We start from the raw sequence: 21,982 nt of genomic DNA, 5'->3' as shown, positions 1-21,982 counted from the left end.
CCGATGAGCCGGGGCTTTTGATCGGTTCGTATCGATCCTTGCTACCGTCCAGAAACAATGCGCGTGCAGCAGGCACGCTCAGCTTAGTAACGGTCCGATTTACTGACCTGCTTTCTCTAGCGCGGGCCGGATGGTGCTTTCGATCACGCGCTGGGTGATCGGCCCGGCAAATCGCAAGATGATCGTGCCTTCGCCATCGATCACGTAGGTTTCGGGCACCCCATACAGACCCCAGTCCAGCGCCATGCGTCCTTGCTCATCCCGTCCGATGGCTTCGTACGGGTCGCCAAGATCAGTAAGGAACGCTTCGGCATTGTCCAGTGAATCCTTGTAGTTAATGCCGTAGACGGGAATGCCCTCCTGGGACAACGTCTCTAGGTTCGGATGTTCAGCGCGGCAGGGCGCGCACCAGCTGGCCCAATAGTTGACCAGCTTGACCTCGCCATCGCGCAGGGTCGCATCATCGAACATAGTCTTGCCCGGAAACTCGGTCAAAACAACAGGCGGCGCAGGCTGGCCCTGACGGGCCGATGGCAGAGTATCATCTGACCCATCTTGCAATTGCACCAATGCCGCGACCGCAAACAGGCCGAAAATCACCGGAGGCGCAATCATCAGGGGCGAGATCTTAGCCATTGCGCGTCATCCTTTGTTCGACCTTCTCCATTTCGGCCCGAACCTTGCGCCCGCGCGCAATGCTGAACACGATCAGCAGCGCCAGCAGTGCAATCGAGGCCGCATAGGACCACAGAACCGTATCTGCATACTTTCCAAGATCAGGGATCATCCGTTTACCCTCTCCCGCGCCAAAAGCGCCTTGATCCGGCGCGCCCGGATTTCCGTGCCGGTGCGATACAGAACCAGCGCGATGAACAGAAGCACGAACCCGACGATGCACAGCAGCAGCGGGTAGAAATAGATGTTGCTGACTTTCTCTTCGGTATCAGCCCCGGTCACAGCCGCCGCGCGCATTACCGACGCGCCTTGATGCAAGCCCTGATTCCAGAAATTCACCGCATAGCGGCTGAGGAGCGCAAAGACCGAGCCAACAAGACAAAGGACCGAGGTCAGATCAGCAGCTGTATCCGGGTCTTCGATGGCTTCCCAAAGGGCAACATAGCCCAGATAGAACAGGAACAGGATCAAGAACGAGGTCAGGCGCGGATCCCAGGCCCACCATGTGCCCCACATCGGCTGGCCCCAGATTGCCCCGGTCGCCAGTGCGATCAGCGTCATGACAATGCCAATGGGGGCCGCCGCACGGGCGGCCAGCGCGCTGACATGGTGACGCCGCACCAGCCAGACCAGCGAGGTTGCCAGCATCATCAGCCAGCAATTGATCGCCATCAGCGCCGCGGGCACGTGCAGGTAAATGATCTTGACGGTAGACCCCTGCTTGTAATCATCCGGCGTGAAGAAGAACCCCCAGACCAGTCCGACCACGATGCACGCAAGCGAGGTCACCCAGAAAAACGGCATCACCCGTTCGCTGGTGGCAAGGAACTTGCGCGGGTTGGCGTATTCCCAGAGGGCGTTGGCTTTGGCTGCGATAGACATGGGCCTTATCTAGTCCGAGTCGGGTGCGTTCTCAATTGACATTGGTCAAAGTTTGAACGCGTCACCGAAGGTTGATGCGCAAGACGGCTGCGCTGGCAAAGGGCAAAAGGGCAATCGTGGCCGCCGTGATCCCCGCCAGCATCAGCAGTGGCGTTTGAGTCTCCATCCCCGTTGCCCCACGGCGCGCAACTTCGGCACCGAAGATCAGGGTCGGCACGTAAAGTGGCAATACCAGCAGTGACAGCAGCAGCCCGCCGCGTTTCAAGCCCACGGTCAGGGCCGCGCCGAAGGTGCCGATGACGCTCATGGCCGGAGTGCCTATCAGGAGAGAAATCACCAGCCAGAAAAACCCAGGCACTGGCAAGTTCAGCAGCACCCCCAGAAACGGCGCGGCCAGAACCAGCGGCAGACCGGTGGTCAGCCAATGGGCCAGTGCCTTGATCGAAACCACCGATTCCAGCGGCAGCGGCGCGGTGGCCAACAGGTCCAGCGAACCGTCTTCCCAATCCAGTGCCAACAGGCGATCCAGCGACAGCAGACAGGCCAGCAGCGCGCCCAGCCACAGGATGCCTGGGGCGATAGTGGACAACAGCGAAGATTGCGGCCCCACCGAAAACGGCACCAGAACAGTCACGATTAGAAAGAACGCCAGACCAAGACCAAAGCCCCCGCCCGCGCGGAAGGCCAGTTTCAGGTCACGCAGCAACAGAGCGATCACAGGAAGCCTCCGTCGAAATCTTCGATGGGTTTGGGTTTCGCCTTGTTGGGGCCGACGTCCAAAACCTCGCCATCCAGGCCGAGGTCGATATGAGTGGCGATCAGGGCCGAGCCCCCCTGCCCCAGATGCGCCTGCACGGCATCGGCGAACATCTGCACGGCGTTTTTGTCTAGCGACACGGTGGGTTCGTCCAGCATCCAGATCGGTCGCCCGGTAACCAGCATCCGCGCCAGCCCCAACCGCCGTTTCTGCCCTGCCGACAGGTTGCCTGCGTGGCGATCCGACAGTTCTTTCAGCGCAAAGGCGTCCAGCGCAGGTTGAATCTCAGGGGTACCAAAAACCGAAGCCCAGAAGGTCAGGTTTTCCACCACCGTCAGGGTCGGCTTCAGCCCGTCGGAATGCGAGGCGTAGGCGATCTGATCCTCGGCCCCGTCGATCTGCCCGGCCAGCGGCGGCTGCAACCCGGCCAGCGTGCGCAGCAATGTTGTTTTGCCGATTCCGTTCGGCCCGCGCAGAATCAGCGCCTTGCCCGGTTGCAGCGCAAAGCTCAGCCCCTCAAGGACAGGAACGCCGCCGCGGGCGATGGCCAGATCGGTCACAGTCAGTGTCATGGGTTCCGCTTATCTGATTGCTGACAGAGGCAAAAGGCAAGATTTGCCGCAGGCTCTGCGGCAGGGTCAGACCGGCAACAACGCCAATGCAACACGTCGGCCTTCGGACAGCAGCACGTTGTAAGTGCGGCAAGCGGCCGGGGAGTTCATGATCTCCACCCCCATTCCCGCGTCCTCAAGCGCCGCACGCAGGCTGGACGGGATATGTGTCAGCGTTTCTCCGGTGCCGATGAACAGAACGTCCACCGCCTCTGACAACGCCAGCAGCGGCGCATCATCCGTGTATCCGCCCCAGTCTGCGGTTCCGACCGGCCCCGTCAGAACAGATCCATTGTAAACCTGCCCGCCAATGCGGAAAAAGCCGGGGCCATAGCCATCAACCGGAACAGCGTTGTTATAGGTGATCTCATTCAGGCGCATGGGCACCTTCTAGCCCCAAAGCGGCAGCCCCGACAAGGCCGCAACCGCGATCGCCAAATAGGCCGCAGCGCGATAGAGTTTTTCATAGGCGGGTCGGAACAACCAACCGCCCAGCCAATTGCCAAACAGATTCGGCACCGCCAACACAAGCCCCAGTGCAACTGCCGCCCAGGTCACGCGCTCCATCCCAGTCAGAAAACCAAGTATGAGAAAGTCGAACCCAAACAGGAACAATAGGATCGTGGCGCGGATCACCTCGACGGGAACGGGGCGCGACATGTAGAACAGGATCACCGCCGGGCCGGGCAAGCCCGCCACGCCACCCAGAAACCCGGCCGCTGCGCCGATGCCCGTGACCATGCCCCTACCGACATGGCCGTGGTACCGCAAACCGAGAATCAACACAGCCAGCATGAAAAGCGCCAACAGGCTGACGGTATAGCGAAATACCTCGGGCTCGACCATGGTCAACAGCCATAACCCCACAGGAAGCATAAGCGCGCACCCCGCCAACAATCGCACCAGATCCATGCGATGTACGGTTTTCCATGCTCTGCGCAGGTTCGGCAACGGGCCAAAAATATCCATGATGGTCAAGCCTATCAGGGCGCCAAATGGACCAAGAAAAGGCGTAGCGACAGGTAAGAAAATAAGCGCGGTGCCAAAGCCCGAGAATCCGCGCACGACCCCGCTGAGGAAGGCGGCGCAAAGGATAATGGCCAGCCCCGTTGGGGACTGGCCGAAAAGTTCAGGCGTCGATGTTGGCAAATTGATTGCCCGCCGTACTGGAAGGCTTGGACCAGTCGCGTTTGACCCCCAGCCACAACAGGATGGTCGAAGCCACGAAGACCGAGGAATAGGTCCCCACGATTACACCCCAGATCATCGCGAAGACAAAGCCACGGATCACGTCGCCGCCCAGCACATAGAGCGAAATCAGCGCCAGCAGCGTGGTAACCGAGGTCATCACTGTCCGGCTGAGCGTTTCGTTGATCGAGATGTTGAGAACCTCTTTTAGGTCCTTCTTTTTGTACTTCCGCAAGTTTTCACGAACGCGGTCAAAAACAACGACGGTGTCGTTCAGCGAATAGCCCACGATGGTCAGAAGCGCTGCGATAATGGCAAGATCGAAGCGGATCTGCAGCTCTGAGAAGATCCCGATGGTCAGAATCACGTCATGCACCAGCGCGGCCACGGCCCCCAACGCAAACTGCCATTCAAAGCGCAGCCAGATGTAGACCAACACCGCCCCGATGGCGAGCATAACCGCGATCACGGCGGTTTGGATCAACTCGCCCGAGACTTTAGGACCCACGGATTCGACGGAAACGAATTCGATATCCGGCACAGCGACCTTCAGCGCTTCTTCAACGGCGGTGACGGTGGCGGCCGAGACCGCCTCGGCATCCGCCTGCGCCTGAATTCGGATCATGGCGACGTTTTCGTCCGCCCCGAAGGTTGGATCGAAAATCTCGGTGATCGTCACATCGCCCAGTTCCAGCGGCGCGATGGCGTCACGGTAGGCGCCGATGTCGATCTCTTGCGTGGACTGGGTCCGGATCGTGGTCCCGCCGCGGAAGTCGATGCCAAAATTCAGCCCCTGCAGCATGAAGGACGTGAACGCCACAACCATCATCAAGGCCGAGATGCCCAACCAGACTTTCCAGCGGCTGAAGAAATCGAACGAGGTGTTCTGGGGTACCAGTTTCAGTCTCATGTCAAACCTCGATCATTTTCGGACGGCGGCGCTCGAACCACATCACGACAATCAGGCGGGTTACGAAGATCGCGGTGAAGGCCGAGGTCAGGATACCCAGACCCAGCGTGATCGCGAAACCGCGCACCGGTCCGCTGCCCATGGCAAACAGGATCACGGCGGTAATGAACGTCGTCACGTTGGCGTCGACAATAGCCGACAGCGCCTTTTCATAACCCAGCTCGATGGCACGCGCCGGACCTCGGGCGGATTTTAGTTCCTCGCGAATACGTTCAAAGATCAGCACATTGGCGTCCACCGCCATACCCACCGTCAGAACGATGCCTGCGATACCCGGCAAGGTCAGCGTCGCCCCGATCAGCGACAGCAGGCCAAAGATCAGCCCGACGTTGATGATCAGCGCAATGTTGGCGAACACGCCGAAAAGACCATAGCTGAGTGCCATGAAGCTCAAAACCGCGACAAAGGCCACTATGGTTGCGGTCTTGCCCGCGTCGATACTGTCCTGCCCCAGCTCGGGGCCGATGGTGCGTTCTTCAAGGAACTCCAGCCCGGCAGGCAAAGCACCGGCACGCAGAAGAACAGCCAGATTGGTGCTTTCCTCGACGGTGAAGTTCCCGGTTATGATACCGGACCCACCGGCAATATGCGCCTGAATTACGGGAGCCGAGATCACCTCGTCATCCAACACGATGGCGAAAGGCGCGCCAATATTGTCACGGGTGTAGTCGCCGAACTTGCGCGCGCCGGATGTATTGAACCGGAAGCTGACCGCTGGGCGGCCGTTCTGGTCGAACGAAGGCTGTGCATCCACCAGTTCCTCACCGGTTACAACCGGAGCGGATTCGATGATGTAGTACACGCCGTTTTCATCTATTGACGGAACCACTTCTTGCCCGATGCCCGGAACGGCGTCCGGGTCAGTGCCACGCCCGACAACCGGATTGAAGGTCAGCTGCGCCGTGGTGCCGATGATCCCCTTCAACTCACCCGCGCTGCCGATACCCGGAACCTGGATCAGGATACGGTCCGCGCCCTGGCGTTGAATGGTAGGCTCGCGGGTGCCAACCTCGTCGATCCGGCGGCGGATGATTTCCAGGGCTTGCCGCACGGTGCGGTCGTCCGAGGCCAGCTTCTCGGCTTCTGACAGTTGCACGACAAGAGTGTCACCTTCGGCGCGCACCTCGATATCGGTGGCACCGACGCCAGTCAGCGTCTGAACCTGACGGGCCAGACCACGCACAACCTCCAGCGCGCGGGACATCCCTTCGGGCTGGCTGATGCGAACGCGAATCTCATCGGGGGCCGATTCCTGTTTGCGGATCGTGCCGACGGTTGCGCGCTCGTCCCGCAGCGCGTCGCGCACCTCGGGCCACATCGCCTCCATCCGGGATTCGTAGACATCTTCGACCTTCACTTCGGCCAGCAGATGCGCCCCGCCGCGCAGGTCGAGGCCAAGATTGACCAGCGACGACGGCAGCCAGTTCGGCCACTGCGCCGCCTGCGCCTGCATTTCAGGGGTGTCGATGCCAAGCTCAATCGCGGCCTTGGCATCGTTGGATTGCTCGACGCGCGTATAAAACGCATTCGGCAGGGCCATCAGCAGACCGGTCACACAGACCAGCCAGATCAGAACCCGCTTCCAGGTATCAATTTGCAGCATTACCCTGCCTTTTCAAGGAATTGTCGCGCGAAGTTACTTTGCCGGTTCGGTCTTGTTCAGAACCTGAGCGATGGTCGACTTGACCACACGAACCTTGACGTTCTCGGCCAGTTCGACCTCGATTTCGTTCTCGCCTTCCTTGACCTTCGACACCTTGCCGATCAATCCACCTTGAGTGACGACCTGATCACCTCGGCGCACGGCCTCGACCATGGCCTGATGTTGCTTCATCTTCTTCTGCTGCGGACGGATCAGCAGGAAATACATGATCGCAAAGATCAGGATAAGCGGGAGAAACTGGGCGATTGCGCCACCTTCCATGGGATATTCCTTTTGGTTTGGAGATGCGGAGGGGCTCCGCGAATTTGGCGAGAACCTATGCTTTGAACCCGCCGTTTGCAAGCAAAGGCGGTACCGGAACGTATCGGTTCTGTGCAGCCGGTGCCAAGGATGTTCTAAAGCGTTGCAGATATGTCCTAGGAACGCCCGCCGACATGGATATGGTCAGAGGCAAGGAGGCCGAATGACTAGAAACATCAAACCCTTCCAGTTGTTGATGCATCTGTTGCTTTCGACCGTTGTCATTGTCCTTCTGTCCAATCCAATCGCTGCGCAGAACGCACCGGCTGAACCACAGGACACCGAGATAAGCGACACCGAAGTTTTCAAGGCGCCGGTAATTGTCGACGGCGACACGCTGTTCTTTCTTCGCGGCTCCAGCGCACTTCCCGCTCCGGAACGCGCGGTAACCGTTCAGAACAACATCATAGAGGTCGCCGAATCCTCAGAAAGCTCCGACGTCGTTGTGACGTATGAGGATACGGATCTCGGCACGCATATTCTTGTCGACGGTGTTTCGGTTTCGATAGTCACCACCGCCGACGCTGATTTGGAACAGATGGAACTGGATGTCCTCAGTTTTCTGCATGGGCGCGCCATTGAAACGGCCATCATCTCCTATCGCGCAAACCGAAGTGAACAAGCGCGGGTATCAGGCGCTATAGAGGCCGCGGCCTGGACGGTCGGATTTGCCGTCTTTGTCATAACGATCCTGTGGCTGCATCGCAGGATCAGGCGGCGCACGCTAAAATTCGTCAAACGCCACCTGAAAGACGTGGAAACCGCCACCGCCAAAAGCGTTCAGGCCGAGGCGATAGCTGCTTTGGTCCGGTATGGGCTGAACTTCGTCCTGCTGGTGATCTTCTTCTTGGGCTTTTACTACTACCTGTCCTTCGTTCTTCTGGCTTTTGCAGAAACTCGCTATTTCGCTCAATTGCTGCTGACCTATCTGACCGAGCCGGTCCTGCTGATTTTCAGGGGAATCATCAGCTATTTCCCCAATCTGATCATGCTGGGTCTGATCGCGTGGGTCACAACGTATATCATCAGGGGTATGCGCGTGTTCTTTGATGCGGTCGAGGCAGGCTCGTTCGATCTGGGTGATTTCGAGAAACACTGGGTCAGCCCTACTTTCAATATCGCCCGCGTCGTTGTCATCCTGATCGCGTTGGTTTTTGCCGTCCCCTACATCCCCGGCACGGATTCGGCCGCGTTTCAAGGTTTGACCATTCTTGTCGGCGCAATGCTTTCGCTGGGTGCAAACTCAGTCGTGTCGAACATGCTGGCAGGGCTATTCGTGATCTATCGCCGCTCGACCTCTATTGGGGACCGTATCCAGATCGGGGATCATATCGGCGATGTGGTTCAAATCAAGCTGATGGAGACGCATCTGAAATCAATCAAGAACGAGTTGATCTCAATCCCCAATGCACAATTGATGAACTCGGATGTGGTGAACTTCTCAAAAAAGACCGATGGCAACGGGTTGCTGCTGCACACCACTGTCGGCATCGGCTATGAAGAGCCCCCGGAAAAGGTCGAGGCCATGCTAATAGAGGCCGCCCATCGCACCAAAGGGATCAAGGTAAAACCTGAACCCTTTGTTTTGTGGACCGCTCTGGCAGATTACGCGATCAACTACCAGATCAACGGCTACACGACTCGCGGTAGTATCATCCCGAAAATTCGATCGGACCTGCATCGCAATATCGTGGCCGTGTTCAACGAGAACGGGGTGCAGATCATGACGCCCTCTTACATGGCCGATCCGCCCGAGCCAAAAATCCCAACCGGGGAATGGGATGGGCAGCTGGCGCATGAATCGCTCGCGGGTGCGGATAAGTCGTAACCGGTGCTACACCCTGCCTTTTAGATGGTGCATAAGCGGTTTCAGTGATTCACGCATTTAAGGATCTGAACCATGCACGACATCCGCGCCATTCGCGAAAACCCAGCCGCCTTCGACGCCGCTCTTGCGCGCCGTGGGGACGCGCCGGTGTCGTCAGATTTGCTCAGGCTGGACGAAAGCCGCCGCGCCAAGATTCTTGCCGCTGAAACGGCGCAGGCCGAACAGAACAAGGCCAGCAAAGAGGTTGGAGCTGCCAAGGGCCGCGGCGATGAGGCCGAGTTCGAACGGCTGCGCGCTCTGGTAGCCGAGAAAAAGGCCGAGATCGCCCGGATGCAAACCGAGGCCAAGGACCTGGACGCTCTGCTGACGGACCAGCTGATCCGCATTGCCAACCTGCCCGCCGAGGACGTGCCCGCAGGCGCGGATGAGAACGACAATGTCGAGATCAACCGCTGGGGCACCCCGCGCGAGCTGGGTTTTGCCCCAAAAGAGCATTTCGAGATCGAAGCCGTGCAGAACGGCATGGACTTTGAGACCGCGGCCAAACTCTCGGGCTCGCGCTTTGTACTGCTGTCCGGTGGCGTCGCCCGCATTCACCGGGCGCTGGCCCAATTCATGCTGGACACGCATATCAACGAAAACGAACTGACCGAGGTTAATGGACCGGTTCTGGTTCTGTCCGAGATGATGCAGGGCACCGGCCAACTGCCAAAATTCGGCGAGGACAGCTATCAGACCCGTGAAGGCTGGTGGTTGATCCCGACCTCCGAAGTTTCGCTGACCAATATCGTCAACGATACGATGATCGAGGAAAGCTACCTGCCCCGCCGCTACACCGCGCATTCGCTGTGCTTCCGCTCCGAAGCCGGATCTGCGGGCAAGGACACCCGCGGGATGCTGCGCCAACACCAGTTCGAAAAGGTCGAGATGGTTTCGGTCACTCATCCGGATAAATCGGATGAGGAACAAAAGCGTATGCTGCGCTGTGCCGAGGGTATTCTGGAAAAGTTGGGCGTTCCCTATCGCACCATGATCCTGTGCACCGGTGACATGGGCTTTGGCGCGCGCCGGACCTATGACATCGAGGCGTGGCTGCCGGGTCAGGACACCTATCGCGAGATCAGCTCGGTCTCGACCTGCGGTGACTTTCAGGCCCGTCGCATGAATGCGCGCTTCCGCCCCGAGGGCGGCGGCAAGCCGGAATATGTCCATACACTGAACGGCTCGGGTCTAGCCGTTGGGCGCTGCTTGATCGCCGTGCTGGAAAACGGCCAGAATGCCGACGGCACCGTGACCCTGCCCGAGGTTCTGGCCCCCTATCTGGGTGGCAAGCTGACGCTGCAACTGGACGGCTCGCTGGCCTAGAAATACCGGCGCCGAAAGCAGCGCCGGTTCGATAATCCAAAGGGCGGAGAGGGCTTACTTCTTCGCCTTTTTCTTATCCTTCTTCTTGTTTTTGTTTTTTTCTTTCTTCTTGTCGTCTTTTTTCTTCTGATCTTTTTTCTTGCCGTCCTTCTTGGACTTTTTGTCCTTTTTCGACTTGGCTTTCACCTTGTCCTTGGCCTTCGAGAACACGGCTTCCATCTCTTGCAGCTTTTTGGCGGCCTTTTCGGCTTTGGCTTTTGCCTTGGCCTTCTTGCGGGCTTTTGCTTCGGCGGCCTCGGCAGCGGCTTTTTCTTCGGCGGCCTTACGCGCGGCGTCTTCTGCAGCTTTGCGCGCGGCCTCTTCTGCGCGTTTTTCGGCGGCTGCAGCTGCTACAGTTTTGCGCGGCGCAGCGCGGCGCGTGGCAGGCTTGCGCGCCGGACTGCGGCGAGTGGTAGTTTTTGCAGCGGCTTGTTTTGTTGCTGCGGGTTTTCTGGCTGCAGTTTTGGCAGCAGCTGTTTTGACCGCTGCGGGCTTTCTGGCCGGAGTCCTGGCTGCAGCTGGTTTGGCCGCCGCAGGTTTTCTGGCCGGAGTTTTGGCTGCAGCTGGTTTGGCCGCAATCGCTTCTTTCGCAGCAGCAATCAGAAGCGGAGCCCGCGCCGCCCCAATTCGGGGGACTTTGGTAAGGTCAGCTGGGCTGGCTTTGGCTATGGCTTCGGCGGTTTTAAAACCATTGGCGCTCAGCGCCTGTGCCATCGCCTCACCCACACCCTTAACTTCTGTCACTGCGGTCATTTTTTGTCCTTTCTTTCTCCCTGTAAACAACTATATATACACCGTATATACACAACAGCAAGCCGATGGGCGATCAAAGCCGCCGCAAAGTATCAACTGCTGTGCGCCAGCGTACCGGTTGTGTCCTTTTTCGGAAATGGCACGAGGCGTTTGGCATCCTCGTCCCAGAGTTTCAAATTCAGCGCCGCCACGGCCTCGGGGAATTTGATCCGGCGCGGCGTGTATTCGGGCGGCAGGTTATAGTGGCACGCCCGCAACCGGTAAGACGGAATGCGAGCGTTGAAGTGATGAATATCGTGTAACGTAATGCACGCTACGGCGTTGTCGAACCACCAGCCGAAATCCAATGCCGACGAGCCCTGCAGCGCCGCCAGTTGCGGATCGAGGTCCGGACGGCGGTCCCAATAGGTGTCCTCGAAATTGTGCTGCAGATAGACGAGGAACACGCCCAGCATCCCACCCAGCAGAGAGAAGACCAGCCAGACCAGAATGCCCGTCGTGCCTGCGATCAGGTAAAGCAGGCCCAGAAACACCACGATGGACAGGTTGTGCAACACCACGCCCTTGACCCCGAACCGCACCGTGTTCTTGGGCCAGCGATAGCGGATGAAATAGGTAAACAGTGCACCGACCGGGACCAGAACGAACGGGTTGCGATAAAGACGATAGAACAATCGGGTTTTCCAATCCGCCTCGTTCCATTCGCGCAGGGTCATGGTATGAATCTCACCGGTTTCGCGATGTTCCAGATTGCCGATGCCCGCATGGTGCAGGTTGTGGTTCTGCTTCATTACCTCGAACGGCGCGAAGGTGAACGGAGACAGCCCGTGCCCGGCCCATTCGTTCTGTTCACGAGTTTCGAACAGAGAATGGTGACCGCAGTCGTGCTGCAGCACATAGAGGCGCACAGCGGAAAAGGCGAACACAACCCCAGCGGGGATCATGACATACCAGCGGTCGACATACGCGATGGCCAGCGCCAGCGACGAGAAATAAACCGCGAATGTTCCAAAATAGCTTAGGGCGGCCAGCCGGTTATCCTGCACCGCATATTGTCGTGTATATTCCCGCAAGTTCATTCAGCCTGTCCCCACGATTGGCCAAGTTAAATTCACATCGAAACTATTTGCGTCTTCCTCGAATTCAAGTCACGCGCACAGAAACACATGCACACAGGCGAATGCTAGCCTGCGGCAACGGGACTGTCACGCCCTTCAACCAAAAATGCTGAAAATTGGCGCAGTTACGCGCGACCCTTGAGATGTTTGGCCAACGCGCCCGCGTTTTTCTTTCGCCGCCCCTTATAGGGGTTCTTGTCACCCTGCCCGCGCAACGTCAGGCGGATCGGCGTTCCCGGCATGTCGAAATCCTCGCGCAGGCCGTTGACCAGATAGCGCGTATAGCTGTCCGGCATCTTGTCCGGGTGCGAGCACATGACCACGAACCCGGGGGGACGGGTCTTGGCCTGTGTCATATAGCGCAGCTTGATCCGGCGGCCTTGAGGGGCTGGCGGCGGGTGCTGTTCGAGCATGGCCGTCAGCCAACGGTTCAGCGCCGCAGTGGGAACACGGCGATTCCAAACGTCATGAGCGCGCAGGATTGCAGCGCGCAGTCGCTCCAGCCCGCGGCCGGTCTTGGCCGACACGGTGACCAGCGGCGCGCCGCGCAGTTGCGGCAACAGGCGCTCGAAGGACTCTTTCAGATCGCGCAGCTTTTCCTGCTTGTCCTCTTCAATGTCCCACTTGTTCACTGCAACGACCACGGCGCGGCCTTCGCGTTCCGCCAGATCGGCGATGCGCAGGTCTTGCTGTTCGAACGGAATGGCTGCGTCCAGCAGTACCACCACAACTTCGGCAAATTTCACGGCGCGCAAGCCATCGGACACCGAAAGCTTTTCCAGCTTTTCCTGCACCTTGGCCTTTTTGCGCATCCCGGCGGTGTCGAAAATCCGCATCGGGGTGCTGTCACCATCCGGGTCGGCCCAGTCGAACCGCAGGCTGATCGCGTCGCGCGTGATCCCGGCCTCGGGGCCGGTCAGCAGACGGTCTTCGCCAACGATCTTGTTGATCAGGGTCGATTTTCCGGCGTTCGGACGCCCCACGACCGCGACCTGCAGTGGCTTGGCCGCAGTGATCAAAGGGGTTTCACCCTCTCCATCCTCATCCAGTTGGATATCAGTTTCCGGAGCGTCATCCTCGGCCTTCTCCGCCGCTGCATCGGCCAGAGGCATCAACTGCGCATAAAGGTCGGTCATCCCCTCGCCATGTTCCCCCGACAGGCGAACGGGTTCACCAAGGCCAAGGTTATAGGCCTCAAGCACACCGGCATCCGCCGCGTTGCCCTCAGCCTTGTTGGCGGCAAGGATCACGTGCTTGGATCGTTTGCGCAGAATCTCGGCGAACATCTCATCGGTGGGCGTCAGGCCCACGCGGGCGTCAATCATGAACAGGCAGACATCGGCCATGTCCACCGCGCGCTCGGTCAGACGGCGCATCCTGCCCTGCAGGCTGTCGTCGGTCGCGTCCTCAAGACCCGCCGTGTCGATCACAGTAAAACGCAGATCGCCCAGACGCCCTTCGCCTTCGCGCAGGTCACGCGTTACCCCGGGCTGGTCGTCGACCAAGGCCAGTCGTTTGCCCACAAGGCGGTTGAACAGGGTGGATTTGCCCACATTCGGGCGCCCCACGATGGCGAGGGTCAGCGACATGATACTCAACTTTCAAGACTCAGACGCGCCCTTTAACGCATCTTTCGGTCAACGGAAAGCGTGTAGATCACCTTTGGACGACACGACATAAAGCGTCTGCCCAGCCACAACCGGGGCCGTGGTGGCACCGCCTGGCACCTCTACTCTGTTGACCAGCGTGCCGTCGACCGGGTTGTAGAACCTTAGGAACCCGTCATTAGAGGCGATGACTATCCGCCCACCTGCCAGAATCGGGCCGTAATGGGCGACGATCGGGCCGCGCCGTCCCCGCTTATCTTTGACGAAACCCGGCAGGTCCTGCGCCCAGACGATGGAACCGTCCGCGATGTTCAGCCGAACCAGCTGGCTGCGATCACTGATCAGAAACAGACTGTTGCCCGCTGGCCAGACCGTATCAACCGCGCCTTCATCCGCAGTCCAGACCCGCTCGCCCGAGCCCGTGTCGAACGCCACGGTCCGACCCGAGTGGTTACCGATATAGATCTTGTCGCCAACGACCATGGGTCCACCAGTCACATCAACGATCTGCGCCGCAGCACGTCCCCGGCGTCCACCCGCAACCGAAGCGTTCCAGCGACGGATGCCGCCCTTGCGGAAGGTCGCGGCCACGTCACCCGAGCCAAAGGCAAAGACCGCAAACTCAGACGCAATGACCGGAGCCGGGGCACCGAGTACATTGCCGACGCTCGGTGTGCCCTGAATCTGCCAGGCGATGCGGCCATCCTTGGTGTTCACGGCCCAGCCAGTTTCGTCGCCCGCAACCAGATACAGCAGGCCCTCATTGACCAGAGGCGCACCGCTGCCAGTAGCATTCAGGCGTTTCTGCCACTTGATCGCGCCGGATTTCGCATCCAGAGCCGTCAGCCGTCCAAACCCCGACGACACGTAGAGCGCACCATTGGCATACGCCAGCCCGCCCCCCGTCGCATCTGAATCCCCGTCGGTTGGCGGGATCAGGTTCTTGCTCCACGCCACCTGCCCCTGCGGTGTCACTGCGGATACGGTTGCGCCGGAATCCAGCGTATAGATCAAACCACCAGCAACGACGGGCTCAGCGGTGATGCGCCGTTTCCGCGAATCTCCATCACCAATCGAGGTAGACCAAACGCGCTGTGGCGTGGCACGCAAGGCAGCATTGGTGGTGCGATAGGCAGGCGTTCCGGCGCTTTGCGACCAGTTCGCGTTCGCCTTTTGCGCCGGAAGGCTGATCGGCTTCGAGCCTCGTGTTTCGGTGGCTTCGGAATCCGAGGCCGGGCGGATATCCTCACGCGGGCCGGGCAGTATGACCTCGGGCTCTTCACAGGCAGCAAGCGCCGTCAGCGATAATGCCGCAACCGACAATCCAATGCGGGAGAAAAGACTTGTCACCATGATGCTCCGAAATCGCCTGTCATTCATTATTGCCGCTGTATCAGCCCTGTTGGGCCACCAGCGGTTCCGGTTCGCCGCCAAGCGCGACAATCAACTGTGCAGCACGCTGCTGAAGGTCAACACCGATCTCTGCGTCCTGACGCATCGCCTGCAGCCGCTCGATCGCCGCATCGGCGTTGCCCTCGGAGATGTCGATCAGAGCCAGCTGCTCCTCGGCCAGCAACCGTAATGGTGCCCCCGGAGCAGCGAGTGCTTCGAACTGCTGGCGCCGGTCGGCCACCGGCAGGGTGTCGCTTTGCAGCAGCAGCGCCTTGAAAGCAGCAATGGCACGGTAGATTTCCGGCAGATCGCCCTGCACCGCGACGGCATTCAGGCTGTTCACAGCCTCTTCGCGTGATCCAGCCTCGATCTGCGACGAGGACAACAGCAAGTTCAGGACGGCGTCACCACCGGGCGTGACCGCATCGATGCTGGCCAAGCTGGCCGCACGTTCATCCGAGTCATTCTGCGTCAACGCGCCCAGAATCTCATCGCCGAGCTTTTCTGCCTGACTGGTGGTCCGAGCCTTGCGGATCTCATTGAAGGCGGCACCGCCCACGATCAGGATCACGGCCAGAACGCCGACCCACCCCCAGCGGCGCAGCAGCAGGAACAGGCGGTCGCGGCGGACCTCTTCGGTCACCTCATCAATAAAACTGTCGGTGTCGCTCATCCTGCTCCCCGGGCTGTAACCAGTTCATATGGCGCCATGTCATACCCCGCCGTCTTTGCCAAGCCAAGGGCCGGAATTCGCACATTTTCACCGCGACACGCCGTCCTTGCGCAAAAAAATAATCCGAACTATCCAGTTTAGTGTAGAAATGGTACGCGCCTGACCCCATTTTCAGGCATACACGCCGTAGGACAATCGGCGGCGAATTCTGGGAGATTCTTTGTATGCGTTTGATTTCATTCGTGAATGCAATTTTGGTTATTGCAGCGCTGTTCTTTCTGGTCTTCGAACGGGACGCGCTGTTTGCCTTCGCCGGTCGCGGCGACTCTGAGGCAGACACGGCATCCAACACGGAATCAGGAGACGACGTGACGTCAGACCAGAACGCCATTGGCGTTGTTGTCCTGCGATCCGCAGCACGGGAAATTGACAGCGCCGTGCTGTTGCGCGGGCAAACAAAGGCCAACCGTCAGGTTGAAGTTCTGGCCGAAACGACCTCGACGGTGATTTCGGAACCCAAGCGCAAGGGAACCTTCGTCGAAGCGGGCGACCTACTGTGCGAGCTGGACCCCGGCACCCGCCCCGCCAGCTTGGCCGAGGCTGAAGCTGCCCGACTTGAGGCGGAAAGCCGAATCCCCGAGGCCGAGGCCCGCCTGGAAGAGGCCCATGCCTTAGTCGCCGAGGCACAGATCAATTTGACGGCAGCCCAGAAACTGTCGGAAACCGGGTTCGGATCGGAAACCCGCCGGATTTCCAGCGAGGCCGCGATGCGCTCGGCCGAAGCCGGTGTAAAGACTGCCGAGGCCGGTCTGGAAGCCACGCGAGCCGGCATCGAAGCCGCCATCGCCGAGGTCAAGGCCGCCCAGCGCGAGATTGACCGCCAGACCATCGAAGCCCCGTTCAAAGGGCTGCTGGAGAGCGACACAGCGGAACTGGGCAGCCTGATGCAACCCGGCTCGCTCTGTGCCACGGTCATTCAGTTAGACCCGATCAAACTGGTCGGTTTCGTGCCCGAGGTCGACGTGAACAAGATCCTTGTCGGCTCAGAAGCCTCGGCGCAGCTTGTTACCGGTCTTCAGGTCGCTGGTCGTGTCACGTTCCTGAGCCGGTCGGCGGATGAAACCACCCGCACATTCGAGGTTGAGATCACTGTCCCCAATCCAGAGCTCAACATTCGCGACGGTCAAACTGCCGATATCCGCATTTCGGCCGAAGGGGCAAAGGCGCATCTTCTGCCGCAATCTGCCCTGACACTGAACAACGAAGGTCAGGTTGGCGTCCGCACCGTAGGCGCTGAAAACGTAGTCGGTTTCATGCCGATCCGCCTGCTGCGCGACACCGCCGAAGGCGTCTGGGTCGACGGGCTGCCGGAAACCGCAGATGTCATCGTTGTCGGGCAGGAGTTCGTGACGCAGGGCGTCACCGTCAAGCCCACCTATCGGGAAGCTGCACAATGACAGGTTTAGTAGGATGGGCCGCTGACAGGGCCCGCATGGTTCTGGCCTTCATCGCGATCTCGCTGGTTGTCGGCGGGTTTGCCTATGTCAGCCTGCCAAAGGAAGGTGAACCGGATATCGAAATCCCGGCCCTGTTCGTCTCGGTCCAGTTTCCCGGCATTTCCGCCGAGGACTCGGAGAATCTGCTGATCAAGCCGATGGAAACCGAGCTGGCGGATCTGGACGGTCTGAAGGAAATGACCGCCACCGCGGCAGAAGGATACGCCGGTATCGCGCTCGAGTTCGACTTTGGTTGGGACAAAACCGCCATCATGGCGGATGTGCGCGACGCAATGAACAGCGCGCAGGCTGATTTCCCGGAAGGGGCCGAGCAGTATTCGTTGTTCGAAATCAACTTTTCCGAGTTCCCCATCGTCATCGTCAACCTTACCGGCGCCGTACCCGAACGCACGATGGCGCGCATTGCAAAAGATTTGCAGGACGATCTGGAAGCACTGGATTCGGTGCTTGAGGCCGGGATCGCAGGCAATCGCGATGAGTTGCTAGAGGTCATCATCGACCCCCTGCGGCTCGAGGCTTATGACGTGTCGGCGGATGAACTGATCAGTGTCGTGCAAAACAACAACCAACTGATCGCCGCAGGAGAGGTCGATACCGCGCAGGGTACATTCTCGGTCAAAATCCCGTCGTCGTTCAAAACCGCCGAGGATGTCTACAGCCTGCCCGTCAAGGTGAATGGTGACCGCGTCGTGACAATGGGTGAGTTGGCGCAGATCAACTATACCTTCGAAGACCGCGAAGGCACCGCCCGGTTCGACGGCGAATCCACCGTGGCCCTGCAGGTGGTCAAACGCAAAGGCTTTAACCTGATCGACACCGTGGCGCAGGTGCAAGAAGCCCTCGCCGCCGCACAGGAGAAATGGCCCGCCGAACTGCGTGCAGCCGTCGATGTCGGCACTTCGAACGACCAGAGCCGTATCGTCGACTCGATGGTGCGCCAGCTTGAGGGCTCGGTTCTGACCGCCATTGCGCTGGTTATGATCGTGGTTCTGGCCTCTCTGGGTACGCGCGCCGCGCTGCTGGTGGGTTTTGCGATCCCGACATCGTTCCTGCTGAGCTTTGCGTTTCTGGCCATCATGGGTGTGAGCATATCGAACATGGTGATGTTCGGGCTGATCCTGGCTGTCGGTATGCTGGTCGACGGGGCCATCGTGGTCGTGGAATACGCCGACAAGCGCATCAGCGAAGGCATCGGCCCTATGCACGCCTATGTCGAGGCGGCACAGCGGATGTTCTGGCCCATCGTGTCGTCCACTGCGACGACGCTGTGTGCCTTCCTTCCGATGCTGTTCTGGCCCGGTGTGCCCGGTGAATTCATGAAGATGCTGCCGATCACTTTGATCTTTGTGCTGTCCTCGTCACTGATCGTCGCGCTGATCTACCTGCCGGTCGTCGGCGGTGTGTCCGGACGGATGAGCCGCACCTTCGACCGCACCTCCAACTGGCTGCGCGGTGTAGCCCCCTGGTGGGTGCGCGCAGTGCTGGTGCCGCCGTCGCTCTACATGATCTTCCTTGGCGCAATGCAAATGCTGAACCCCGATTACCTGTTGCCCGGGGGCGTGGTGTCGGGTGCACTGCTGTTCATCGCAGGCGGCTTTGCCGGTTCGGTGACCCTGAGCGCCGCCAAGATCGAACGCCATCACGAAGAACGTGTCCATACCGCGCGCGAGCACACGCCATTCGGCTACGTGGTCAAATTCCTGGTCGGTAACCCGATCATGCCTGTGGTTTCGATTGCCGTCATCGCCCTCAGCGTCGTGGGGGTGATGACCTATTTCATGAACAACAACCGTGGCGTGGAGTTCTTCGTCGAAACCGAACCGGAACAGGCCACCGCCTATGTCCGCGCGCGGGGCAACCTGTCGCTGCAGGAAAAAGACGCATTGGTACTGGCCGCCGAAGAAGTGATCAGTGCGCACCCGGCCGTGACCAACGTGTTCGCCTTTGCCGGTGAAGGGGGGCTGAATCAGAACAACGGCGGCGCGCAGGCACCGGCCGATACCGTAGGTCGCGTACAGTTCGAAATCACCCCGTGGGAAGACCGGCCCAAGCAAACCGAGCCCGCCTTATTCGGGCTGTTCGACCGCGAAATCATCGCTCCGGAATATGATGGTGACTTCGTTTTGGACGAGCTGAACATGGAACTCGCCAAACTGCCCGGTTTCATCGTGGAAATCCTGCCGCTGGAACAGGGGCCGGCCTCGGCCAAGCCTGTACATTTGCGCATCAAGGCTGACGGTTGGGAAGAATTGACCACCGCCACCGAAGCCGCGCGGGCTGTGTTCGACGAAACACCGGGCCTGATCAAGATCGAAGACACCATGCCCCTGCCCGGCATCGACTGGCAGATCGACGTGGACGTTGCCAAGGCGGGTCGGTTCGGAGCCGACGTCGCCACCGTCGGCGCCATGGTGCAATTGGTGACCCGCGGTATCCTGCTGGGCGAAATGCGCCCCGACAGCACCGATGAAGAGGTCGAAATCCGCGTCCGCCTACCCGAGGAAGACCGGGTGCTGTCTACGCTGGACTCGCTCAAGGTACGTACCCCCGACGGGCTGGTGCCGCTGTCGAACTTCGTCACTCGCCAACCAGTGGCCAAACTGGCCGAGATCAACCGGATCGACCAGCAGCGGTATTACGACGTGAAGGCGGATGTTGAGCCGGGCTTGTCCAAGGTGGTTGTTGATGGTCCGGATGGAATCGAACAACGTCTCGCCGTCGTCCGCGCAATCGAAGAAGGCGCCGAATCCAACGGGACAACCATCAACGGCCCGGACGGCTCGGTATACGAGCTGTTCCAATTAACCGGTGCAGAAAGCGTCGATGACCTGCGCGCCGCTATCGAAGACAGCGAAGCGCGGTTTGCTCTGGTCAACCCGAACGAGCGTATCGCTCTGCTGACCGAATGGCTGAACACCGAACCGTTCTCGAGCGCGGTCAGCTGGGAATGGACCGGCGATCAGGAGGATCAGGAAGAATCCGGCGCCTTCCTGAAAAGCGCATTCCTGGGCGCGCTGGGTCTGATGTTCGTGATCCTGCTGGCTCAGTTCAACTCGCTTTATAACTCGGTGCTGGTGTTGCTGGCGGTCGTGCTGTCGACCACAGGGGTTCTGATCGGGATGATCGTCATGCAGCAACCGTTCTCGATCATCATGACCGGTACGGGCATCGTGGCGCTGGCGGGAATCGTGGTGAACAACAACATCGTTCTGATCGACACCTATCAGGAATACAGCCGCTATATGCCCCGGATCGAGGCGATTGTTCGCACAGCCGAGGCTCGCATTCGCCCGGTTCTGCTGACCACCCTCACCACGATGGCCGGTCTGACACCAATGATGTTTGGCCTGTCGCTGGACTTCATCAATGGCGGCTATTCGATCAACAGCCCGACTGCGCTGTGGTGGAAACAGCTGGCCACTGCGGTGGTGTTCGGGCTGGGAATCGCGACGGTTCTGACGCTGATCGTGACGCCTTCCCTGCTGGCGCTACGGGTATGGGTGACGACCTATACGGTATGGTTGGGCCGGGTGCTTGCCCGCGCGACATCTGGCAAGTCCAGCCAGATCGCGCAGGATATGGCAATTGGCAAAGCCGTCCGTCAGGCACAAGCGACCGAAGTTGTTTGGGACGACGAAACACCTCCTGCAACCAAGGATGCTCAAAAAAACGAGCATCCGCCGGGTCCGCCCCTGAAAGCAGCAGAATAAAATATGGCGAGCCCGACGGCTCGCCATACTTCGTTTCAAATCGGCTTAGTCCGTAAAGACGTATTCACCCAGATCGCACAGGTCCAAGCCATACTCTTCGGCTGTGGATCCATCTGAGAACGCCCCGCGAATGTCGTAAACACAGGTGGTCAGGCCGTCAGCAATCAGTACGTCCGCCTCGTATCCCGGCGCGATGAAATCGCCCTGCAGCAGGTTCGACTCCCAATTGTCCGACGCACTTGACGAGACGTTGAATTCGACCAGATCAACGCTGCTTTTATTGCCTAGCAGAAAAACCAGATCCTCGGCGGACGCAGTAGACGCGAAAACTGACGCCAAGATGATCGGCGCAGCAAAAAACTTCTTCATTAGGTGTTTCCCTGATTTACTGTCCAACACCACTCTGTTGGTACGGCTCGTCATACCCTTCCAACACCGTTGATCAAATGACAATCAGCCACGATCAGACTGGTAACCGAAATGTTGTACATTCGTGCAACAGAACCCTGCCGGAACAAGTGTATCACTTAGACAAACGGGTCCACTTCTGATGCCCGCAGACGGCATGCTCGCATCCGCGCACGGTCAGGGTGTCCCCACTCAGCGTCATCTGCGGCACGACGTCCACATTGACCATGGGAATCCAGAAATCCCCGCCACCGTATTTACCGCCGCCTTCGCTGGCCACATCCCAGAAAAGCTTCTTACCGATGTTGGGGGTCTGCACCTCTTTGCCGGATGTGTCATAGGCCGACTGAATCTGGCCGCAGAACTTGTCTCCGCAGGCCGAAATCTTGATATGAGAGATCAGCTTCTTCCGGTCCGGCTCGGTTTTCCAGACGCCGACGATGGGATCAGCGGCTGCAAAAGCCGGCGTCAAAATGGCGAGCGCGGTTGCTATAGCTACAAATCGAACGAGTTTTCGCATCACACC

At 59.3% G+C, this 21,982-nt stretch carries 21 protein-coding genes; 4 read left to right on the top strand and 17 right to left on the bottom strand.

Going from position 1 to position 21,982, the window contains the following annotated elements:
• Positions 1–99 precede the first annotated feature (99 nt).
• The 10 genes from ACR0IK_RS00700 to yajC form a co-directional block, all read right to left on the bottom strand.
• Entirely contained in the window at positions 100–636 is a 537-nt protein-coding gene (locus tag ACR0IK_RS00700) for a DsbE family thiol:disulfide interchange protein (RefSeq protein WP_480593341.1), read from the bottom strand.
• A complete protein-coding gene (ccmD, locus tag ACR0IK_RS00695; protein WP_480593339.1) occupies positions 629–787 on the bottom strand; it encodes a heme exporter protein CcmD in 159 nt (52 codons plus the stop codon). Before ccmD ends, ACR0IK_RS00700 begins: the two co-directional genes overlap by 8 nt.
• The gene (locus ACR0IK_RS00690; RefSeq protein ID WP_480593337.1) at positions 784–1,557 is read right to left on the bottom strand and encodes a heme ABC transporter permease; all 774 of its coding nucleotides are present in this window, start codon (positions 1,555–1,557) and stop codon (positions 784–786) included. The genes ccmD and ACR0IK_RS00690 overlap by 4 nt, the downstream gene beginning before the upstream one ends.
• A gap of 61 nt (positions 1,558–1,618) precedes the next feature.
• A complete protein-coding gene (gene ccmB, locus ACR0IK_RS00685) occupies positions 1,619–2,275 on the bottom strand; it encodes a heme exporter protein CcmB (protein ID WP_170399925.1) in 657 nt (218 codons plus the stop codon).
• Complete coding sequence (ccmA, locus tag ACR0IK_RS00680; protein ID WP_480640082.1) at positions 2,272–2,886, bottom strand: heme ABC exporter ATP-binding protein CcmA; 615 nt, start codon at positions 2,884–2,886, stop codon at positions 2,272–2,274. The genes ccmB and ccmA overlap by 4 nt, the downstream gene beginning before the upstream one ends.
• A gap of 66 nt (positions 2,887–2,952) precedes the next feature.
• Entirely contained in the window at positions 2,953–3,306 is a 354-nt protein-coding gene (locus ACR0IK_RS00675; RefSeq protein ID WP_480640080.1) for an Mth938-like domain-containing protein, read from the bottom strand.
• A 9-nt stretch (positions 3,307–3,315) separates the two neighbouring features.
• Positions 3,316–4,074, bottom strand: coding sequence for a TSUP family transporter (locus ACR0IK_RS00670; protein ID WP_480640078.1), 759 nt, complete (start codon positions 4,072–4,074; stop codon positions 3,316–3,318).
• A complete protein-coding gene (gene secF, locus ACR0IK_RS00665; RefSeq protein ID WP_480593329.1) occupies positions 4,055–5,023 on the bottom strand; it encodes a protein translocase subunit SecF in 969 nt (322 codons plus the stop codon). The genes ACR0IK_RS00670 and secF overlap by 20 nt, the downstream gene beginning before the upstream one ends.
• Position 5,024: 1 nt before the next feature.
• The gene (gene secD / locus ACR0IK_RS00660; protein ID WP_480593327.1) at positions 5,025–6,686 is read right to left on the bottom strand and encodes a protein translocase subunit SecD; all 1,662 of its coding nucleotides are present in this window, start codon (positions 6,684–6,686) and stop codon (positions 5,025–5,027) included.
• 33 nt (positions 6,687–6,719) lie between these two features.
• Positions 6,720–7,007: a preprotein translocase subunit YajC gene (gene yajC / locus ACR0IK_RS00655; RefSeq protein ID WP_170399935.1), complete on the bottom strand. Its 288-nt coding sequence runs from the start codon at positions 7,005–7,007 to the stop codon at positions 6,720–6,722.
• 202 nt (positions 7,008–7,209) lie between these two features.
• On the opposite strand from yajC, the gene ACR0IK_RS00650 reads away from it, so the two are divergent.
• Together ACR0IK_RS00650 and serS are read left to right on the top strand one after the other, a co-directional pair.
• Positions 7,210–8,874 (top strand): mechanosensitive ion channel family protein, encoded by a 1,665-nt coding sequence (locus tag ACR0IK_RS00650; RefSeq protein ID WP_480640076.1) that lies wholly within the window; start codon positions 7,210–7,212, stop codon positions 8,872–8,874.
• A 72-nt stretch (positions 8,875–8,946) separates the two neighbouring features.
• The gene (gene serS / locus ACR0IK_RS00645) at positions 8,947–10,239 is read left to right on the top strand and encodes a serine--tRNA ligase (protein ID WP_480593321.1); all 1,293 of its coding nucleotides are present in this window, start codon (positions 8,947–8,949) and stop codon (positions 10,237–10,239) included.
• Between the two features lie 54 nt (positions 10,240–10,293).
• Here the strand turns inward: serS and ACR0IK_RS00640 are convergent, their stop codons facing one another.
• The 5 genes from ACR0IK_RS00640 to ACR0IK_RS00620 all read right to left on the bottom strand — a co-directional run bounded on the left by ACR0IK_RS00640 (position 10,294) and on the right by ACR0IK_RS00620 (position 15,821).
• Positions 10,294–11,031, bottom strand: coding sequence for a helix-hairpin-helix domain-containing protein (locus ACR0IK_RS00640; protein ID WP_480640073.1), 738 nt, complete (start codon positions 11,029–11,031; stop codon positions 10,294–10,296).
• Between the two features lie 92 nt (positions 11,032–11,123).
• Positions 11,124–12,110 carry a fatty acid desaturase gene (locus ACR0IK_RS00635; protein ID WP_480593316.1) on the bottom strand — a complete coding sequence of 329 codons (987 nt, stop codon included), beginning with the start codon at positions 12,108–12,110 and terminating at the stop codon, positions 11,124–11,126.
• Positions 12,111–12,274: 164 nt separating this feature from the next.
• A complete protein-coding gene (der, locus tag ACR0IK_RS00630; RefSeq protein ID WP_480593314.1) occupies positions 12,275–13,738 on the bottom strand; it encodes a ribosome biogenesis GTPase Der in 1,464 nt (487 codons plus the stop codon).
• 48 nt (positions 13,739–13,786) lie between these two features.
• Entirely contained in the window at positions 13,787–15,109 is a 1,323-nt protein-coding gene (locus tag ACR0IK_RS00625) for a PQQ-like beta-propeller repeat protein (RefSeq protein ID WP_480640071.1), read from the bottom strand.
• A 40-nt stretch (positions 15,110–15,149) separates the two neighbouring features.
• Entirely contained in the window at positions 15,150–15,821 is a 672-nt protein-coding gene (locus ACR0IK_RS00620) for a hypothetical protein (RefSeq protein ID WP_480640069.1), read from the bottom strand.
• Positions 15,822–16,045: 224 nt separating this feature from the next.
• On the opposite strand from ACR0IK_RS00620, the gene ACR0IK_RS00615 reads away from it, so the two are divergent.
• Positions 16,046–17,278: an efflux RND transporter periplasmic adaptor subunit gene (locus tag ACR0IK_RS00615; protein ID WP_480640067.1), complete on the top strand. Its 1,233-nt coding sequence runs from the start codon at positions 16,046–16,048 to the stop codon at positions 17,276–17,278.
• Positions 17,275–21,048 carry an efflux RND transporter permease subunit gene (locus tag ACR0IK_RS00610; protein ID WP_480640065.1) on the top strand — a complete coding sequence of 1,258 codons (3,774 nt, stop codon included), beginning with the start codon at positions 17,275–17,277 and terminating at the stop codon, positions 21,046–21,048. The genes ACR0IK_RS00615 and ACR0IK_RS00610 overlap by 4 nt, the downstream gene beginning before the upstream one ends.
• A 45-nt stretch (positions 21,049–21,093) precedes the next feature.
• Here the strand turns inward: ACR0IK_RS00610 and ACR0IK_RS00605 are convergent, their stop codons facing one another.
• Positions 21,094–21,417, bottom strand: a complete 324-nt coding sequence (locus ACR0IK_RS00605) for a hypothetical protein (protein ID WP_480640063.1) — start codon at positions 21,415–21,417, stop codon at positions 21,094–21,096.
• Positions 21,418–21,571: 154 nt separating this feature from the next.
• Positions 21,572–21,976, bottom strand: a complete 405-nt coding sequence (locus ACR0IK_RS00600; RefSeq protein WP_480593303.1) for a DUF2147 domain-containing protein — start codon at positions 21,974–21,976, stop codon at positions 21,572–21,574.
• Positions 21,977–21,982: the final 6 nt, after the last annotated feature.

This window comes from Ruegeria sp. BF7 (assembly GCF_056538605.1).
The sequence above is the reverse complement of the archived record's forward strand: the minus strand, read 5'-3'. Positions and strand labels throughout refer to the sequence as shown.

Coding starts and splice junctions, on each gene's coding strand:
- ACR0IK_RS00620 (WP_480640069.1), bottom strand. CDS start 15,821: ATGAGCGACACCGACAGTTTTATTGATGAGGTGACCGAAGAGGTCCGC.
- secF (WP_480593329.1), bottom strand. CDS start 5,023: ATGAGACTGAAACTGGTACCCCAGAACACCTCGTTCGATTTCTTCAGC.
- der (WP_480593314.1), bottom strand. CDS start 13,738: ATGTCGCTGACCCTCGCCATCGTGGGGCGCCCGAATGTGGGCAAATCC.
- ACR0IK_RS00650 (WP_480640076.1), top strand. CDS start 7,210: ATGACTAGAAACATCAAACCCTTCCAGTTGTTGATGCATCTGTTGCTT.
- serS (WP_480593321.1), top strand. CDS start 8,947: ATGCACGACATCCGCGCCATTCGCGAAAACCCAGCCGCCTTCGACGCC.
- ACR0IK_RS00700 (WP_480593341.1), bottom strand. CDS start 636: ATGGCTAAGATCTCGCCCCTGATGATTGCGCCTCCGGTGATTTTCGGC.
- ACR0IK_RS00615 (WP_480640067.1), top strand. CDS start 16,046: ATGCGTTTGATTTCATTCGTGAATGCAATTTTGGTTATTGCAGCGCTG.
- ccmA (WP_480640082.1), bottom strand. CDS start 2,886: ATGACACTGACTGTGACCGATCTGGCCATCGCCCGCGGCGGCGTTCCT.
- ACR0IK_RS00625 (WP_480640071.1), bottom strand. CDS start 15,109: ATGGTGACAAGTCTTTTCTCCCGCATTGGATTGTCGGTTGCGGCATTA.
- ccmD (WP_480593339.1), bottom strand. CDS start 787: ATGATCCCTGATCTTGGAAAGTATGCAGATACGGTTCTGTGGTCCTAT.
- ACR0IK_RS00635 (WP_480593316.1), bottom strand. CDS start 12,110: ATGAACTTGCGGGAATATACACGACAATATGCGGTGCAGGATAACCGG.
- ACR0IK_RS00605 (WP_480640063.1), bottom strand. CDS start 21,417: ATGAAGAAGTTTTTTGCTGCGCCGATCATCTTGGCGTCAGTTTTCGCG.
- ACR0IK_RS00640 (WP_480640073.1), bottom strand. CDS start 11,031: ATGACCGCAGTGACAGAAGTTAAGGGTGTGGGTGAGGCGATGGCACAG.
- ACR0IK_RS00675 (WP_480640080.1), bottom strand. CDS start 3,306: ATGCGCCTGAATGAGATCACCTATAACAACGCTGTTCCGGTTGATGGC.
- ACR0IK_RS00690 (WP_480593337.1), bottom strand. CDS start 1,557: ATGTCTATCGCAGCCAAAGCCAACGCCCTCTGGGAATACGCCAACCCG.
- ACR0IK_RS00610 (WP_480640065.1), top strand. CDS start 17,275: ATGACAGGTTTAGTAGGATGGGCCGCTGACAGGGCCCGCATGGTTCTG.
- yajC (WP_170399935.1), bottom strand. CDS start 7,007: ATGGAAGGTGGCGCAATCGCCCAGTTTCTCCCGCTTATCCTGATCTTT.
- ACR0IK_RS00600 (WP_480593303.1), bottom strand. CDS start 21,976: ATGCGAAAACTCGTTCGATTTGTAGCTATAGCAACCGCGCTCGCCATT.
- secD (WP_480593327.1), bottom strand. CDS start 6,686: ATGCTGCAAATTGATACCTGGAAGCGGGTTCTGATCTGGCTGGTCTGT.